General features: G+C 47.2%; 22 protein-coding genes and 1 tRNA gene. 19 read left to right on the plus strand and 4 right to left on the minus strand.

Going from position 1 to position 16441, the window contains the following annotated elements; all coding sequences use genetic code 11:
* Positions 1–300: 300 nt before the first annotated feature.
* Complete coding sequence (locus DT065_RS01430) at positions 301–1371, plus strand: hypothetical protein (protein ID WP_114370218.1); 1071 nt, start codon at positions 301–303, stop codon at positions 1369–1371.
* On the opposite strand, the gene DT065_RS01435 is transcribed toward DT065_RS01430, so the two are convergent.
* Positions 1368–1613 carry a DUF2627 domain-containing protein gene (locus DT065_RS01435; RefSeq protein ID WP_114370220.1) on the minus strand — a complete coding sequence of 82 codons (246 nt, stop codon included), beginning with the start codon at positions 1611–1613 and terminating at the stop codon, positions 1368–1370. The genes DT065_RS01430 and DT065_RS01435 overlap by 4 nt on opposite strands.
* A gap of 287 nt (positions 1614–1900) precedes the next feature.
* On the opposite strand from DT065_RS01435, the gene DT065_RS19215 reads away from it, so the two are divergent.
* The 12 genes from DT065_RS19215 to DT065_RS01485 all read left to right on the plus strand — a co-directional run bounded on the left by DT065_RS19215 (position 1901) and on the right by DT065_RS01485 (position 11563).
* A complete protein-coding gene (locus tag DT065_RS19215; RefSeq protein WP_227002693.1) occupies positions 1901–2710 on the plus strand; it encodes a PAS domain-containing protein in 810 nt (269 codons plus the stop codon).
* Between the two features lie 9 nt (positions 2711–2719).
* Positions 2720–2989, plus strand: a complete 270-nt coding sequence (locus DT065_RS19220) for a sigma 54-interacting transcriptional regulator (RefSeq protein WP_227002694.1) — start codon at positions 2720–2722, stop codon at positions 2987–2989.
* Between the two features lie 5 nt (positions 2990–2994).
* Positions 2995–3351, plus strand: a complete 357-nt coding sequence (locus DT065_RS19225; protein WP_472511552.1) for a helix-turn-helix domain-containing protein — start codon at positions 2995–2997, stop codon at positions 3349–3351.
* A 209-nt stretch (positions 3352–3560) separates the two neighbouring features.
* Positions 3561–4652: a Glu/Leu/Phe/Val dehydrogenase dimerization domain-containing protein gene (locus tag DT065_RS01445; RefSeq protein WP_114370222.1), complete on the plus strand. Its 1092-nt coding sequence runs from the start codon at positions 3561–3563 to the stop codon at positions 4650–4652.
* Between the two features lie 75 nt (positions 4653–4727).
* Positions 4728–6158 (plus strand): dihydrolipoyl dehydrogenase, encoded by a 1431-nt coding sequence (gene lpdA, locus DT065_RS01450; protein WP_114370224.1) that lies wholly within the window; start codon positions 4728–4730, stop codon positions 6156–6158.
* 195 nt (positions 6159–6353) lie between these two features.
* Positions 6354–7346 (plus strand): thiamine pyrophosphate-dependent dehydrogenase E1 component subunit alpha, encoded by a 993-nt coding sequence (locus DT065_RS01455; RefSeq protein ID WP_114370225.1) that lies wholly within the window; start codon positions 6354–6356, stop codon positions 7344–7346.
* Between the two features lie 16 nt (positions 7347–7362).
* A complete protein-coding gene (locus DT065_RS01460) occupies positions 7363–8346 on the plus strand; it encodes an alpha-ketoacid dehydrogenase subunit beta (protein ID WP_114370227.1) in 984 nt (327 codons plus the stop codon).
* A gap of 12 nt (positions 8347–8358) precedes the next feature.
* Entirely contained in the window at positions 8359–9582 is a 1224-nt protein-coding gene (locus DT065_RS01465) for a dihydrolipoamide acetyltransferase family protein (protein WP_114370229.1), read from the plus strand.
* Positions 9583–9844: 262 nt separating this feature from the next.
* Positions 9845–10252 (plus strand): BrxA/BrxB family bacilliredoxin, encoded by a 408-nt coding sequence (locus DT065_RS01470; protein ID WP_193550821.1) that lies wholly within the window; start codon positions 9845–9847, stop codon positions 10250–10252.
* 55 nt (positions 10253–10307) lie between these two features.
* Entirely contained in the window at positions 10308–10667 is a 360-nt protein-coding gene (locus DT065_RS01475) for a hypothetical protein (RefSeq protein ID WP_114370232.1), read from the plus strand.
* Positions 10668–10729: 62 nt separating this feature from the next.
* Positions 10730–10804 (plus strand) — tRNA-Arg (locus DT065_RS01480).
* A 219-nt stretch (positions 10805–11023) separates the two neighbouring features.
* Positions 11024–11563 carry a L,D-transpeptidase gene (locus tag DT065_RS01485; protein WP_114370234.1) on the plus strand — a complete coding sequence of 180 codons (540 nt, stop codon included), beginning with the start codon at positions 11024–11026 and terminating at the stop codon, positions 11561–11563.
* Here DT065_RS01485 and prli42 read toward each other — a convergent pair.
* Positions 11560–11652 (minus strand): stressosome-associated protein Prli42, encoded by a 93-nt coding sequence (prli42, locus tag DT065_RS18700; protein ID WP_160112353.1) that lies wholly within the window; start codon positions 11650–11652, stop codon positions 11560–11562. The genes DT065_RS01485 and prli42 overlap by 4 nt on opposite strands.
* A 91-nt stretch (positions 11653–11743) precedes the next feature.
* On the opposite strand from prli42, the gene mce reads away from it, so the two are divergent.
* The 4 genes from mce to DT065_RS01505 all read left to right on the plus strand — a co-directional run bounded on the left by mce (position 11744) and on the right by DT065_RS01505 (position 14086).
* Complete coding sequence (gene mce, locus DT065_RS01490) at positions 11744–12151, plus strand: methylmalonyl-CoA epimerase (protein ID WP_114370236.1); 408 nt, start codon at positions 11744–11746, stop codon at positions 12149–12151.
* A gap of 165 nt (positions 12152–12316) precedes the next feature.
* Positions 12317–12769, plus strand: coding sequence for a YaaR family protein (locus DT065_RS01495; protein ID WP_114370238.1), 453 nt, complete (start codon positions 12317–12319; stop codon positions 12767–12769).
* 13 nt (positions 12770–12782) lie between these two features.
* Positions 12783–13247: a low molecular weight protein-tyrosine-phosphatase gene (locus DT065_RS01500; protein ID WP_114370240.1), complete on the plus strand. Its 465-nt coding sequence runs from the start codon at positions 12783–12785 to the stop codon at positions 13245–13247.
* Positions 13238–14086: a fructosamine kinase family protein gene (locus tag DT065_RS01505; RefSeq protein ID WP_114370242.1), complete on the plus strand. Its 849-nt coding sequence runs from the start codon at positions 13238–13240 to the stop codon at positions 14084–14086. Before DT065_RS01500 ends, DT065_RS01505 begins: the two co-directional genes overlap by 10 nt.
* Positions 14087–14191: 105 nt before the next feature.
* On the opposite strand, the gene uppP is transcribed toward DT065_RS01505, so the two are convergent.
* Positions 14192–15013 carry an undecaprenyl-diphosphatase UppP gene (gene uppP / locus DT065_RS01510; protein ID WP_114370244.1) on the minus strand — a complete coding sequence of 274 codons (822 nt, stop codon included), beginning with the start codon at positions 15011–15013 and terminating at the stop codon, positions 14192–14194.
* A gap of 47 nt (positions 15014–15060) precedes the next feature.
* On the opposite strand from uppP, the gene DT065_RS01515 reads away from it, so the two are divergent.
* A complete protein-coding gene (locus tag DT065_RS01515; RefSeq protein ID WP_114370246.1) occupies positions 15061–15579 on the plus strand; it encodes a TlpA family protein disulfide reductase in 519 nt (172 codons plus the stop codon).
* A 22-nt stretch (positions 15580–15601) separates the two neighbouring features.
* Here the strand turns inward: DT065_RS01515 and mciZ are convergent, their stop codons facing one another.
* Positions 15602–15724 carry a Z-ring formation inhibitor MciZ gene (gene mciZ / locus DT065_RS01520; RefSeq protein WP_114370248.1) on the minus strand — a complete coding sequence of 41 codons (123 nt, stop codon included), beginning with the start codon at positions 15722–15724 and terminating at the stop codon, positions 15602–15604.
* Between the two features lie 79 nt (positions 15725–15803).
* Here mciZ and DT065_RS01525 point away from each other — a divergent pair, with 79 nt between their 5' ends.
* Positions 15804–16334: an NUDIX hydrolase gene (locus tag DT065_RS01525; RefSeq protein ID WP_114370250.1), complete on the plus strand. Its 531-nt coding sequence runs from the start codon at positions 15804–15806 to the stop codon at positions 16332–16334.
* Positions 16335–16441: the final 107 nt, after the last annotated feature.

Here is a 16441-nt window from a genome sequence, read left to right on the forward strand (position 1 = left end):
CGGATGCCTATCCGTTAATATGGGGGTTTTTTGTTTTGCTCTAAAACTTGCGGTGGAATTTATCGCCAACAAAAAAAGTGCTCGTACAAAGCGGACACCTCCGACACCTACACGACCTAATGCAGGCATCTCCCTAGGAATATATTTGACGGACAACACAACGGTATCGGTCGCTTATCGATTGTATAAAAACGCTCCGATGGAAGGTTCACTTTATTAAAAAGGCTTTGTTGGACGGCAAGATAGAACATCCGGTTTTTGGACATACTGATGGTTAACAGCGGGTAAAGGGGGGAAAACATGAGGATAGGGTCGATCGAAGGAAAGATTCATCATTTGGAATTTGAGTGGAAAGCTTCGTATAAAGGAAAGATTATCGTCGTTCATTTGGAAGACTTGTCCCATCTTCATTTGCAACAGCTATGGAAAAAAGGCATTAAAGCGATCGTAAATGGAAAGACATCTATGACAGGGAACTTTGACCATCACGGTGTTGAGCGCTTCCTGGAAGCCGGCATTCCTGTATTTGACCTACAAGCCAAGCAAGATTTTTATAAACTGCACCAAGGGCGTCAAGCTCGCATTACGAATCAATCGTTGTATATGAGGAATGGGGACGGGAAATGGAAACGGATGGCTGCTTTGAAGGGCTATGACCCTGAACGAATAGATATGTTAAAAGCACGAGCAGCGTCGTTGCGAGCCGACGCCTTCCACCGTTTTTTTAAAAACTCTTTGCAAGAAGCCGAGGCGCAGCTGGATCAGTTTTCCAAGTTAATGGAAAAAGCCGCCGCGACGGCGACCGGGCGCAGGCCACTTCTCATCATTGCCCCGACAAACGGCGACGAACGTGCGCTTTTCATCGCAAAACGTTATTTAAAAAAAATAAACCCATTTATTATCGTTATTGACCGCGCGTGTCAAATGGCGAGGAAAATGGGGTTTTACCCCGATGTGATCCTTGGTCATTTCAGCTATTTCCAAAGAGAAGACCTTACGGAAGGTGCCCAGCTCGTCGTTCCGTTAACCCATGACGGTCATGATCAAGCCTCGATCGCTTGGTTGGAACAATTACAATTAACGTCCACGACGTGCGAGGGCTTTGCAGGGGTGGAAGAGACGGCGATTTTGTACGCGCGTTCCGTCAGTGATGGGACCATTTTTATGCTCAGTGGCGCTAAAAGCATGGAAGAAGCGATGGCACAAGGAAAGACGGACATTGGCGGGTTGTCGCTTATACAGCTGTGGTTTGGTTCGGAAATCGTGGATGTGAAAGACGTGGCAAAATTAATCGAAGCGCCATCCAGCAACGGTGATCGTTTGGATTGGCTGGGACGGTATCAAGCGTTGGTGGATGGCTTTAAACGTTAACCATGATCGTTTGTCTTCTGAAAACGGGGAGCAACTTTGTTGTTTTTACGATCACGATGAAAAATAAAACCGCCGATAAACGCTAATCCGGCGATGAAAAGCACAAGCCCGCCTGTAAATTGGAGGGCGTAGTTTGGAAACGGATCATGAAGAATGGAGAATATCACATCTCGCATCCACTTGATGCCCAAGCCTGCAAAAAAAATAGGGATCAGTAATATGATAAGTGCAACAAGCCGCATCGTTAACCCTCTCTTTTCTTCGTATGTTTCGGATCCTCCAAAACACTTTCGATAGAAGTTTCTCTTTATCCGGGTGGTAAGCGCCCGGAAAACTCCTGCTTCAACCCCGTAAGCGGGGGATGACGGGCGGTTGACACCCCTCTGATGGGAGTTTCACTTTATTTTAACATGTTTGGCGGCAATGTCCCATTTTTTCCTTGCATGTCACGAAAAGATCAAGGATAGTAAAAGGAGAAATCCTTTTCGATTGGGGGGAGAAGGTTGAAACGGGCAATGATCGTCGGAGGGTGCAAACGGCGGTTGTGCCCGCCCACGTTTGTCAATTGCTCTATCAACTGCTGGTTGGAAAAGATGAATGGATCGCCGAACTCAGTCATCAAGAGCGGTTGCACCATACGGTTTTGCAGTCTACCCATGATGGAATGATCGCGATTGATGAGAACGAAAAGGTGCTTCTTTTTAATCAAGCAGCTGCGCGAATGACCGATATTAGTCAAGAAGAGGCGATCGGAAATTTGATTCATTCCGTCATGCCGGAAAGTAAGCTTCTGCGAATTTTGCAAACACGCGTAATGGAAGGGAATCAACAACAAACGTTTGCAAATGGACGTCAAATTGTTACCACAAGGGTTCCGTTGTGGATCAATGCCAATTTTGCCGGCGCATTGGCTGTTTTTCAAGATGTTACGGATATGGTGGACATGGCTACAAAAGTTACGGATTTGGAAAGCGTGCAACAGTTGCTGCAGGCCATCATTCATTCCTCGGACGAAGCAATATCGGTGGTAAACGAAAAAGGACAAGGACTGATGGTTAATCCCGCATATTCTCGTTTGACAGGCTTAAATGAACAGGATGTGATCGGCAAGCCGGCGACTGCAGACATTTATGAAGGAGAAAGCATGCATATGCGTGCCTTGCATACCCGAATGCCGATTCGTGGGACACAAATGAAAGTGGGGCCTCATAAGAAAGACGTGATCGTGAATGTGGCCCCGCTTCTCGTAAATGGGGAATGGAAAGGCAGCGTCGGCGTTCTTCATGATGTCTCTGAAATACGTGCATTAACCAATGAATTGGAACAGGCGAAACAATAGATTCGGAGATTGGAAGCAAACTATACGTTTGCCGATATTAGAGAAAGAAATCGTGCGAGTGGGAGAACAAAAGCCAAAGCTGTGAATGTACGCGTCATTGCTGCTACAAACAACCACCTCGAAGCGGCCATCCAACGGGGGGATTTTCGCGAGGATTTATTTTATCGATTAAACAAAATGCCGATTTTATCCCTTCTTTACAAGCCAGACAGGGAGATATTCATGAGCTATGTCATTATTTGCTACATAAAATCAATCAGGCATATGGTCGGTAGGTAGTAACGATTTCAGATCAGGCGATGCAACAGTTGCTCGCTTATGATTGGCCGGGAAATGTCCGTGAACTGGAAAACATTCTCGGGCGGGCAGTGATTCATATGAACTATCTTGATCAAGAGTTGATGAATAAACATTTGCCTCTTTTGTCAAACGCAAATCAAACTTACAACCAACCGCTCCCTGAACAAGCAAAACAGATCGGGAGCTTAGCCGAGCGAATGGCAGTCTATGAACGACAGGAATTGAAGGCTGCTTTGGCCGAACACGAGGGAAATAAAACTGCCACGGCTCGCGCACTGGGAATTTCCGTGCGAAACTTGTATTATAAGTTGGAGAAATACGGAATGGTTGGGAAAACGTAACTAATCGCTTAAAATGGTTACCGTCGTATGTTATCGTCCTTACAAGTGATCCATTTTGTGATTGAAAAAAATTGCATGCAATAATTATCATGGCATGAAAAAAAATGCAGGCTTTTTCCCGTGGATACCGCGTCATTGGAAGCATCTTTTTTGGCATCGTCTTTGCAGTTTTTATTCATAAGCCATCACGCTTTCAGGAGGTCCTTACCATGAATCTATTTGAACATATGTCGGAAGAAAACTTTGAACAAGTCGTCTTTTGCCAAGAAAAATCTTCGGGGTTAAAAGCGATTATTGCTGTCCATGATACGACCCTCGGACCCGCGCTGGGGGGAACGAGGATGTGGCCGTATGAAAATGAGGAGGAAGCGCTCGTCGATGTGTTGCGACTGGCAAAGGGAATGACGTATAAAAACGCTGCAGCCGGCCTGAATTTGGGAGGAGGGAAAGCGGTTATTATTGGAGATAGCCGTCATGAGAAAAACGAATCTAAATTACGGGCATTCGGTCGCTATATTCAAGGCTTGGGCGGTCGTTATATTACAGCCGAGGATGTAGGGATGGAAGAGCCGGATATGGATACGATTCATTTGGAGACCGATTATGTGACCGGACGTTCGCCTGCTACACCGGGCGGAGGCGGAAATCCTTCCCCGCTGACGGGGTACGGCATATATGTAGGAATGAAAGCGAGCGCGAAGGAAGTGTATGGAACGGATGCACTGTCGGATAAAACCGTGGCCGTACAAGGGGTCGGCAGTGTCGCTTACCATCTGTGCAAGCATTTGCACAAGGAAGGCGCGAACCTCGTCGTAACCGATATTCACGAGCCAACGGTCCAACGTGCGGTGCAGGAATTTGACGCTCGTGCTGTCGGGACGGAAGAGATTTATGATGTGGAATGCGATATTTTTGCCCCCTGTGCCCTTGGAGCTGTGCTTAATGATGAAACGATGGATCGCATTCACGCCTCGATTATTGCAGGGTCGGCAAACAATCAATTGCATCAGTCTCGTCATGGCGATGCGCTCCATGAAAAAGGCATTCTTTACGCTCCGGATTACGTGATTAACGCGGGAGGCGTCATTCATGTAGCCGATGAATTGCAAGGATACAACCGGGAACGGGCCATGAAGAGCGTTGAAGGTCTCTATGAACAAATGACAAAGGTGTTTGAGATTGCCAAACGCGATGGGATTCCTACGCATCAAGCAGCTAACCAACTTGCGGTAGAACGGATCGAAAATGTACGTAAAGCAAAAAATGCCTATGTAAGAGACCCGAAAGATATTTTGTCCTGAGGATATGGGAGCCGAAGAATAATTTTTGAAACAATAATTCGCAGGAAGCAGTTGCAAAAAGGGAGGAGGAAAACAATGGCCGATGAATATGATCTTGTTGTGATCGGCGCCGGCACCGGTGGTTATGTTGCTGCCATCCGCGCCGCTCAACTCGGAAACCGAGTGGCCATCGTTGAAAAAGAAGCGCTCGGCGGAACCTGCCTTCACAAAGGATGTATTCCGAGTAAAACGCTGTTGCGGAGTGCGGAAGTGTATAGAGAGGTACGGGAGGCGGCATCGTTCGGCATCGATACGGAAGGCGTAACGCTTGATTTTTCAAAAGTGCAGGAACGTAAACAAAGCGTCGTCGATCAGTTGCATGGCGGCGTTCACCAATTGCTTCAAAATGAAAATATTAAAGTGTTCGAAGGCCATGCACGTATTTTGGGGCCGTCCATTTTTTCCCCGAGTGCCGGCAGTATTTCCATCGAATATACGGATGGCAGGGAAAACGAAGTACTCATTCCCAAACACGTGTTGATCGCGACCGGGTCACAACCAAGACGTCTCAAAGATATAGATTTTTCCCATGAAAACGTAATGACATCGGACGAGGCGTTATTTATGGAACGTTTACCTGCCTCAATGACGATTATCGGCGGCGGGGTGATCGGGACGGAGTGGGCATCTATGCTCATTGATTTTGGGGTGGATGTTACTGTGTTGGAAGCACAAGATCGTTTGCTTCCCGGGGAAGACGAGGATATTTCCGTTGAAATGAAAAAACAGTTGGAAAAGAGAGGCGTTCGTGTTTATTTAAATGCGGAAGTGCAAACAGAGGAGGTGCAAGTGGAACGTGAGCATGTAGCAGTGCAGGTCGTACTGGATGGGGAAAATTATATGATCTCGGCAGAAAGTTTGCTCGTTTCCATCGGACGCGAAGCAACGATTACCGATATCGGACTTCAAAATACGGAAATTCAGATCGAAGATGGCAAAATCGTTACGAATGAGTGGGGGCAAACAAAGGAAGCGCACATGTACGCCATCGGTGATGTGACGCAAGGGTATGAACTTGCCCACGTGGCTTCCCATCAGGGAATGATTGCTGTTGCACATATGAATGAGCAAAGTCCTGCAGGATTAAACGAACGGCATATGCCGAGATGCACCTATAGCCATCCGGAAGTTGCCTCCCTCGGTTTAAGCGAGACGGAAGCAAAGGCTCAAGGTTTTCATGTGAAAATCGGTACGTTTCCACTTCGTGCGATTGGAAAAGCACTTATCCAGGGTGATGCAGATGGCTTTTGCAAATTTATTTCCAACGAAGCCAACAACGATTTGCTCGGGATCCACATGATCGGAACGAATGCAACGGAACTGATTTCCGAAGGGGCACTTGCCATGATGCTGGATGCAGCCGATTGGGAAGTGGCAGAGGCGGTTCACCCGCACCCGAACATCTCTGAAGTGTTTAAGGAAGCGGCACTTCACGCCGACCGACGTGCCATTCATCTATCCCGGTGATAAGCGCCCCTAAATCTCCCGCTTCAACCCCGCACGGGAGATAACGGGCGACTAACACCCCGATTGCGACGCACAGGAAGTGCTAGTGCCGGCGTTGCCACAGGACGTAGCGCTCTTAGCCGGCTACCTTAATTCACTCAGAGGGGATGAACCGCCCCCTCTGATGGAAGTTTCACTTTATAGGAGGAGGTAACAATGAGCGAGGGAAAACACGAGAAGCTGGGATTAAACCGGGAACAATTACTGGAGATGCTTAAAACGATGCTGACCGCTCGTAAAATCGATGAACGGATGTGGTTGTTAAACCGTGCCGGAAAAATCCCGTTCGTCGTTTCCTGCCAAGGACACGAAGCAGCACAAGTGGGAGCGGCGACGGCACTGGATAAAGACAACGACTACATTCTTCCGTATTATCGGGACGTAGGGATGGTCTTGCACTTTGGCATGACAGTGAAAGATTTAATGCTGGCCGGATTTGCCAAAGCAGAAGATCCTAATTCCGGGGGGAGACAAATGCCAAACCATTTTGGCAGTAAAAAGCATCGAATCGTAACGGGGTCTTCTCCGGTAACTACCCAAGTGCCCCATGCAGTTGGCATTGCCCTGGCAGGAAGGATTAAAGAGGACCCTTTTGTTTGTCTCACTTCTTTTGGCGAAGGCTCTTCGAACCAAGGAGATTTTCATGAAGCCGCAAATTTTGCAGGCGTGCATGGCTTGCCGGTCATCTTTTTCTGCGAAAACAATCAATACGCGATTTCTGTGCCCGTCGATCGCCAAATCGCTAGTGAACGTGTTTCCGATCGAGCTTACGCGTATGGAATGCCCGGCGAAACCGTGGACGGCAATGATCCGCTTGCTGTCTATGAAGCGGTTAAAAAAGCTGCCGACAACGCGCGCGCGGGTGGAGGGCCGGCATTGATTGAAAGCTTGTCTTATCGTTTAACCCCGCATTCGAGCGACGATGACGATCGTTCCTATCGTGAGTGGGAGGAAGTGGACGATGCCAAGAGAAAGGATGGCATTTTTACGTTTGTCGATTATTTAAAAGGTTATGGTTTATTGACGGATACAGAAGAAAAAGACATACATGAAAAAATCCAACGTTCAATCGATGAAGCGACGGAAGTCGCGGAAAATGCGGCGTACGCGGAAGCGGAATCAACCTTGAACCACGTGTATCACGAGTAAGAGAGGAGGGTGTAGAATGGCGACGAAAAATTATATCAGTGCAGTCACGACAGCATTACAAGAGGAAATGGAAAAAGATGACGGCGTTTTCGTCCTCGGCGAGGATGTTGCTGCCAAAGGCGGCGTGTTTCGTGCGACAGAGGGATTGTATGAACAATTTGGAGCAACCCGAGTGCTTGACACCCCCTTGGCTGAGTCGGCAATTGCCGGTGTGGGCATTGGAGCTGCCATGTATGGACTGCGTCCGGTGGCAGAAATGCAATTTGCCGATTTTATGCTCCCCGCTGTCAACCAGATTATTTCGGAAGCTGCGAAAATCCGCTATCGCTCCAACAATGACTGGCACGTGCCTATCACGATTCGTGCCCCCTACGGCGGCGGCATACACGGAGCGCTTTACCATTCCCAATCCTTAGAAGCGTTGTTTTCCAGCACTCCCGGATTGAAAGTAGTTGCTCCGTCGACGCCGTATGATGTGAAAGGCCTTTTAAAAGCAGCGATTCGTGACCCTGATCCCGTTCTGTTTTTTGAACATAAAAAAGCCTATCGTTTGATTAAAGGCGAAGTCCCCGAGGATGAATACACCGTTCCTATCGGAACGGCGGATGTGAAGCGGGAAGGCGATGATGTCACGGTGATGACGTATGGGATGTGCGTCCATTTTGCGTTGGAAGCGGCCGAAAAGTTGCAAGAGGAAGGGATATCCACCCACGTGCTCGATTTGCGTACAATTTATCCTATGGATCGAGCGGCGATTGTCAGAGCTGCGCGTCGGACAGGAAAAATTTTGCTCGTCACTGAAGACAACAAAGAGGGAAGTGTGTTGAATGAAGCCGCGGCAACCATTGCCGAAGATTGCTTGTTTGACCTTGACGCGCCCGTTCAGCGTCTTGCGGCTCCTGACGTACCGGCGATGCCTTACGCGCCCCCGTTGGAAAAGTATTTCATGATGAACGCGGAAAAAGTAGAGCAAGCCATTCGCGAATTGGCAGAATTTTAGGAGGTACTCTCGATGAAAAAAGAGATTGTCATGCCTCAATTGGGAGAAAGTGTAACGGAAGGGACGATTACCCAGTGGCTCGTGAACCCCGGGGACAACGTGAATAAATATGAACCGATCGCGGAAGTGGATACAGATAAAGTCAATGCAGAGGTCCCTTCTTCCTATACAGGGACTATCAGTGACATTATCGCGAAAGAAAATCAGACGGTGCAAGTCGGAGATGTGGTTGCTTATATCGAAACCGAGGATACCTCGAAAGAAGAAACTCCACCTGAACGTGAGGGGCGACGGGAAAATCAAACGGGAAAACAAGAACGTTCTGAAGAATCATCCCAGAAGAAACGGTATTCCCCTGCCGTCCTTACCTTGGCACAAAAGCATAACATTGATATAGAAACGATAGAAGGCACAGGCAGGGGCGGGCGTATTACGCGAAAAGATGTGGAGAAAAAATTGGAGGCAGGGGAAAAAACGACAGCGAAGGCACCCGAGCCGCAACGGGAAGAACAAGATGCTTCATTGGGAGTGGAGGCGAGTGCTTCCGACGAAGTTATTCCTGTAACCGGCGTGCGTAAAGCCATTGCTGCAAACATGAGCCAAAGCAAGCAGGAGATCCCCCATGCCTGGACGATGGTTGAAGTGGACGTTACGACTATCGTTCGTTATCGCGAAAAAGAGAAAGAAGCATTTCGAAACCAGGAAGGGATCCCGCTGACGTTTATGCCTTTTTTCATGCAAGCGGTGACCGCGGGGCTTAAAAAATACCCGGAAGTTAACGCTACTTGGCAAGGCGACCATATTGTTCGTAAAAAGGAAATCAATCTTTCCATGGCTATCGGCACCGAAGAAGCACTTTACGTTCCCGTCATTGCAAATGCTGATGAGAAGAATATCCGGGGCATGGCGCGATCCTTGCATTCTCTTGCCGAAAAAACGAGAAACGGGAAGCTAACGAGCGATGATATACGCGGAGGAACGTTTACGTTAAACAACACGGGAGCTTTTGGTTCCGTGCAATCGATGCCTATCATTAATCATCCGCAAGCAGCGATTCTTTCCGTGGAATCCATCGTTAAACGTCCCGTTGTGAAAGAAGACGATATGATTGCCGTGCGTCACATGGTCAATCTGTGTCTTTCCCTCGATCATCGTGTGCTGGACGGATTGATTTGCGGAAGATTTCTGGCCTATGTGAAAGAACAGTTGGAACAGTTCAATGGAGAAGGGATGTAAAAGCGAGAGGGGAGGGGGACTGGGCTCGATGACACCAGTAAGAGGAAAACAATGGAATAAAGTGGCCTCATGAAAGGTTCATGCCACCACTTAAAGGGAAAAATAGCAAATGGAGGCGCCGTGAAGTGCTCATGTGCTTTTTCCCCACTTCTCACCTCTAACATGTAAGCATTGTATTTGAGTTTTCTGTTTCCAGTCGTTACAATAATGAGTGAACATAAACCCTTGGAAAGGAGAAATTCCTGTGCAGTTTGAATATTTCATGAATGATGTCGTACAATCCGCACGCGATGAGATGACAGAGGCAGGCTACGAACATTTAAGCACGCCTGAAGAAGTAGATAAAACATTCAAAGATGAAGGAACCACGTTGGTGATGGTCAATTCCGTATGCGGGTGCGCGGGGGGGATTGCACGTCCGGCAGCTGCTTATATGCAAAACTATGAGAGCAAACCCGATCGCTTTGTGACCGTCTTCGCCGGTCAAGACCGTGAAGCCACGGATCATGCGCGCGAATACTTTGAAGGCTACGGCCCATCGTCCCCATCGTTTGCACTTATGAAAAATGGAGAGATTCAAACGATGGTTGAGCGCCATGAAATTGAAGGGCATGAACCAATCGAGGTCGTGCAAAAATTAGAAGCTGCCTTTGATGAACATTGCTCGTGAAGCCGCCAATAGCGGCTTCTCGTTTTTAAAACGTACATAAGAGGTGTCAAAACGGATGAATGATTTGTATCAACAAATACAGGTTTATTTAAATATGGAAGGCGAAATTGATTTTGAGGAATTTCAGGATTATTACAAAAAAGTCATTGATTATCTTCAAGAACACGGGAATGATCTTGAAGAAGAACAAATCTGGCAAGGGTTGCTCGTGGTAGAAAGCGTCGCCTCGAATGCTGAAAATCGCGGGAAGGAACAACGTAAAGGAAAAGAGGCGAAAAAGTATAAGCGCATGCGGGAGCGTGCCAAATTATGGGCCCAAAACTTCACGAAACGGTTGCAGTCCCTCGGTTACAGCGATGAACAAATCAACGACCGTTTCCACGCCATGTTAGAAGAAGAACCGGAACAACAATAAGAAGCGACTGACTGTTGACATGGCGCCCTTCTCCTCCTATACTGAAGATTGTCTGTTCAGGGGCGCCTATGGTGAAATGGATATCACGCGAGATTCCGGTTCTCGTATTCCAGGTTCGAATCCTGGTAGGCGCGCCAATCATACATAATGCAAGATCTCCTGGCCGGGAGGTCTTTTTTTATTTTGTGCGATCAGAACGGATGGGAGGGCCGAGCGCAGTCATACATAGAGCCTAAAATACTTAGGATTTCATCATAATGGACGAAAAGCCAAGTTTTTCTGAAGGAAAAAGGTACATACTCCGGGAACAACAGAGAATAATAAAGGATAGTTTATACAATGGAGGGAGGTACGGGATGGTATTCAAAAGTTTGGCCGCGGCTATTTTACTTTTTGCTCCTTTGTGGCCGATGGATGTGGAACCTTTTCCGGGGGAGCCTTTTATTATCGTTAACAAGTCCACGAATGAATTAGGATGGGTAGAGAATGGCGAGTTGGACAACGTGTACGACGTAGCGACGGGAAAAGATGCAAAAGATACGCCGGAAGGTATTTTTACGGTGATTGTGAAAGCGGAGCAACCTTATTACCGTGCGCAAGACATCGAAGGCGGGGATCCTGACAACCCTCTTGGCAGTCGTTGGATCGGCTTTGACGCGGGAAATACCGATGGACGGACATACGGCGTACATGGGACGAACGATAGCAGCACGATCGGGGGAAAGGTTTCATTAGGCTGCATTCGCATGCATAATGAAGAGGTGGACGGCTTGTATGATCAAGTGCCGATGGGAACAAAAATATGGATCGGCACCGAACCGGAACGGGAAATAGAAGATATGGCGAGAGAAATCGGAGTATTAAAAAACGAGAAAGGAATCCCTTTCTCGTATTAAATCATGGCACCGAATCCGGCCAAAAAGGTGCCTACTACCAATACAAAAATCATGACATAAACAATGGTTTTCTGAAAAGTGCGAGGCATTTCTTATCCCTCCAACGTACATATTTTGATAGTGTTATTTTACGAGTTTTTAATGATTTTCTCAAGTGCCAAATAAGGGGAGTCAAATGAGATGAACAACCTTCCGGAAACAGTGGATCATATTGGCATTGCCGTTCATTCCATAGAGGAACGCTTGCCTTATTACCGGAATTTGCTGGGATTTACGTTGACTGAGACGAATCACCTCCCCCATCAGCAAGTGAAAGTGGCCTTCCTGTCAAGCGGGGATATCAACATTGAACTTCTTGAACAGATGGGGGACGGTGGTACGGTCGCACGTTTTCTTGCCAGAAAAGGGGAAGGCATTCATCATTTCGCATTACAAGTGGACGATATTGAAACGTTTCTCAAAGAACTAAACGGGAAAAATCCATTCGCATCTTTAGGCCCTGCGGAAACCGGTGCACGTGGCCGAACGGTTGCTTTCCTTGATCCGAAAATATCCGGTGGCGTTTTAATAGAACTATGCCAGCGATAAAAAAGGCAGTGTGGAACGTAAAAAATATGACAAAAGCCAAGCCCTTTCCTATACAGTTATGATAAAATCAAAGAGATCATACATATATCGTTTGGAGCGTGGCTGCTTCTGCGTCATAATGATGAACAGGAAGCGCCTAGCCTGTCATTTTAAGGGGGACGACCATTGGACATTGAACGTCTCGGGAAAACGAATACTTCTTCACACATGATGAGGTCATCTACAACCGTGCCTTCGAATAAAAGAATTGGCTCTCCATCGTTTCAAGATATTATGAACCACCAGCGTCAATCCGTAAACCATGAACGGCTGCAAGCCGCGATGGGCAAGATTGAAGATCAAGGAAAAATGTTGGCAGAATTCCGGACGGCCAGAGAGTTGCGTGAATATAAGAAACTGATCAGAAACTTTGTTGATGAGATCGTCCGAAATGGATTGCAAATCGAGGATAGGCGCGGCTTCAACCGTCCGGGAACAAACGCTTACAGAATCGTTACGGAAGTCGATGAGAAACTGATGCGATTGACCGAGGAAATTATGGAAAAGGAAGCCGGCCATTTGGATATACTGGCGCGGGTCGGTGAAATCCGAGGGTTATTATTGAATTTATATACGTGAGGAGATGTTGGAAGTGATTCGTATATTATTTGTCTGCTTAGGAAATATTTGCCGTTCGCCAATGGCTGAAGCAATTTTTCGCAAAAAAGCGGCTGCGCATGGGTTAAGCGAGCAGATTCATATCGAGTCGGCAGGTACGGGACACTGGCATGTTGGAGAACCTCCCCACGAGGGGACGATGAATATTTTGTCTGAAAATGAAATTGATGCCGGCGGATTGACCGCGCGCCAAGTCGTGAAAGAAGACTTGGACAGTTTTGATATTGTTGTGGCATTGGATGCTGAAAATCTAGGGTTCTTACAAACATTGCGAAAACAAACGCAAAAGGTAGAAATCGTTCGTCTCCTTGATTACTCCGAAAGGGAGGAAAGCGATGTGCCTGATCCGTATTTCACCGGCAATTTTCAGGAAGTGTATGAGATGATTGATGAGGCTTGTGCATCGCTTCTCGAAGAGGTAGAAAAAGAATGGTTGTGATTCCTGCGCATGTGTTAAAAGAAGCGGAAATCGATAACGAGGCTTCGATCCTACCGGTAAGTGGCGGTGATAGTAATCAATCGTTTCAAATCCGCGGGGAACATAATCGTTATTTTTTAAAATGGCGTGAAGATCCCCCGCCTCGTTTATTTCAAAAAGAGGCGAGACAGCTTTCTATGCTCGGAAATGCCGTGGGGGTGAATGTACCGGAAATTGCTCGCTATGGTGATCATTATTTGCTTTTGTCATGGATTGAAGGGAATGCTGCTTCTTGGACAGAAGAAAAACTCGGGGAGATGATCGCTGATTTGCACAGGGAAAAAGGAGAATATTTTGGCTTTGATGAAGACAACTTTATAGGCACATTGCCGCAATACAATGCCATGACGGATCGATGGATCGAGTTTTACGGAAACTATCGGTTGCTCCCGCAAATGGAAGAAGCGGATAAGCGGGGGCGCTTGCCGAAAGAACGAGGGAAAAAAGCCCATCAACTGGTGGAAAAGCTTCATAAGTGGTTATCCGAGCCGGCGTACCCGGCCCTTTTGCACGGGGACTTATGGGCGGGGAACTGGCTCGTTGGCCCTGACGGCTCCCCATACGTGATTGATCCGGCCGTCTCTTACGGGGACCCGGCGTTTGATCGAGCGATGATGGCCTTGTTTGGCGGCTATTCGGCCCGAACGATGGGCAGTTACGATGCAAAAGTAAAGCGGGATGAACGAGAAGAGGATATTTTACCGCTTTATCAATTGTATTTTCTTTTCGCCCATTTAAATATGTTTGGGGAAATGTACGGGAGCAGTGTGGACCGCATCTTGAGAAGATACGTTGGCTGAAGAGGATAGACAAGCCGAAAACGCCGGCAGGGTTCAGAGGCCGGCGTCCTTTCGTTTGGGCAGATAACTTGCAAAGCTCTTTAAGCATTCGATAAAGTAAAGGTGTCAAACGGCGGCCGGGTCGAGAAAGAAAATGACGACGAAACCGATGGCGAAGCAATAGATGGCAAAATAATAAAGCTTGCTTTTTTCCAACCACTGAATTAACCATTTAATGCCGATAACCGAAAAGATCAATGTGACGACAAATGCAACGATAAGCGCGACAACATTTCCTTCCGCAAAACCGCCTTGAAAGATATCCCCAATCGTGAGGAGAGAAGAACCGGCAATGACGGGGATCGCTAAAAGGAAGGAAAATCGCACCGCCGTTCTTCGCTCAATGCCCAACGCCAACGCCGTAATTAATGTAGATCCCGACCGTGATATTCCCGGTATGACAGCGAGCGTTTGTCCCAAACCGACGACGATGGCATCTAACATATTCATCTCGTTGACGGAACGGGTATAGCGGTAATGAATATTTTCAATGATTAGTAAGAAAACGCCGGTTAAAAGCAAAGCGCCGCCGATGACAAGCGGTGTTTTTAAAAAGGCTTCCGCATAATCTTCAAGAATCAAGCCAAGAACACCGGTAATCGCGGTGGCAACAATTAAGTACAGACCGAAGAAAAAAGACGCGCGTTCCCTTGTGTCTTTTTGAAAAAGAAATCGTAGAAATCCGCGGATGATGGCGATCACGTCATGACGGAAAAACAGCAATACCGCGAGCACGGACGCAACATGTAATATAATTTCAAATGTCAGTCCTTCAAAATCCGTCCCGAAAAGCCATTGCAAAATAATAATGTGGGCGGTGCTGGAAATGGGTAAAAATTCCGTGAGTCCCTGGACAATGCCAAATATGATGGCTTCAATAATACTCATAATGAGAATGGCTCCTTTCAAAATGCAACGAATAGGTGGAAATAGTGATGAAAAAATGGATCAGCGCTTTAGTAGTTTTCATTGCCGTCATCATCATAGGAACGATCGTCTATGAAAATGTATCCTCTCCGCCGGTTGGTGTCAACCAGGGGGAACAGGCTCCCGACTTTGAATTACCCGACGAAGAGGGCAAAAACATGAGCTTGTCTGACCTTGAGGGAGATTTTGTCGTTTTGAATCAATGGGCGTCGTGGTGTGAGCCTTGCATACGTGAATTTCCCGTCCTTGATCACGTGCATGAAACCTACGAAGACGACTTGAATGTCGTGGCCGTCAATATGACAGGGACAGAGCGTAGGGTGGAAGATGCCACAGAATTTCTGGATGAAAACCCTGTCACCATGCCAGTCTTATTTGATGAAGACGGGGAATTTGCCGATGATTACCCGCCGACGGATGGAATGCCCACCACCTATTTTATCAATGAAGAAGGCATCATTGTCGATGTCCACCACGGGGAGCTCACCGAAGAGATGCTTGAAGAAAGGCTGCACCCCTTTCTGTGACAAGTGAATCGCAGTATTCATGTCACTTCTCATTCGTCCATTCGCGCACACTTTTGTATTGCTTGCGATAGAACTTTAACAAATGCAGCACCTGCCATGCTTTTCCCTGTACAACCACCTTATCAGGAGATTTGTATATTTTCATAGAAAGTACTCCTTTTTTCAATTCGCATGTTACTGTTCTATGTTTTCAACGAGAAATTTATACACTGGAGGCCGCATTCATGTCCGTCCACGACGAACCAACCCTGAATAAAAAAATCATCTATGAAGGAAAAATTATTGATGTGGAGCTTCATGAAGTGGAGCTCCCCAATGGCAAGACGAGCATGCGCGAGGTGGTAAAGCATCCGGGAGCGGTAGCCGTTATAGGCATCACCGACGAGGAGAAAATACCGCTTGTCCGTCAGTTTCGGAAAGCAACGGAAGAAATGTTGTTGGAAATCCCTGCCGGAAAAAGAGAAGAAGGCGAAGAGGCAAAAACAACGGCCGAGCGGGAATTGCAAGAAGAGACGGGATACCGTCCTGCCCATTTGCATGAAATTGCTCGATTTTACACCTCGCCGGGTTTTGCCGATGAATGGATTAGTGTCTATTTGGCGACTGGCTTACAAGCAGGGGCGCCGCAGACGGAAGCAGATGAATTTTTGAGTGTGGAAGAATGGACGCTGGCCGACGCGCGCGTTGCTTTACGGGAAGGGAAATGGCGCGATGCAAAAACGGCTTTCGCAATCCAGGCGTTGTTGCTTCGTTGAAGAAATAATATCTGTCTATCAATCAAAATGGAACCCTATTTGATTTGTAAAGCGAAAAATCTAGTAATAAACATATCAGACGTTCTTCTCTCATAGGTTGGATTAAC

Origin of the sequence: Salicibibacter kimchii (assembly GCF_003336365.1) — a bacterium.
GTDB lineage: Bacteria > Bacillota > Bacilli > Bacillales > Marinococcaceae > Salicibibacter > Salicibibacter kimchii.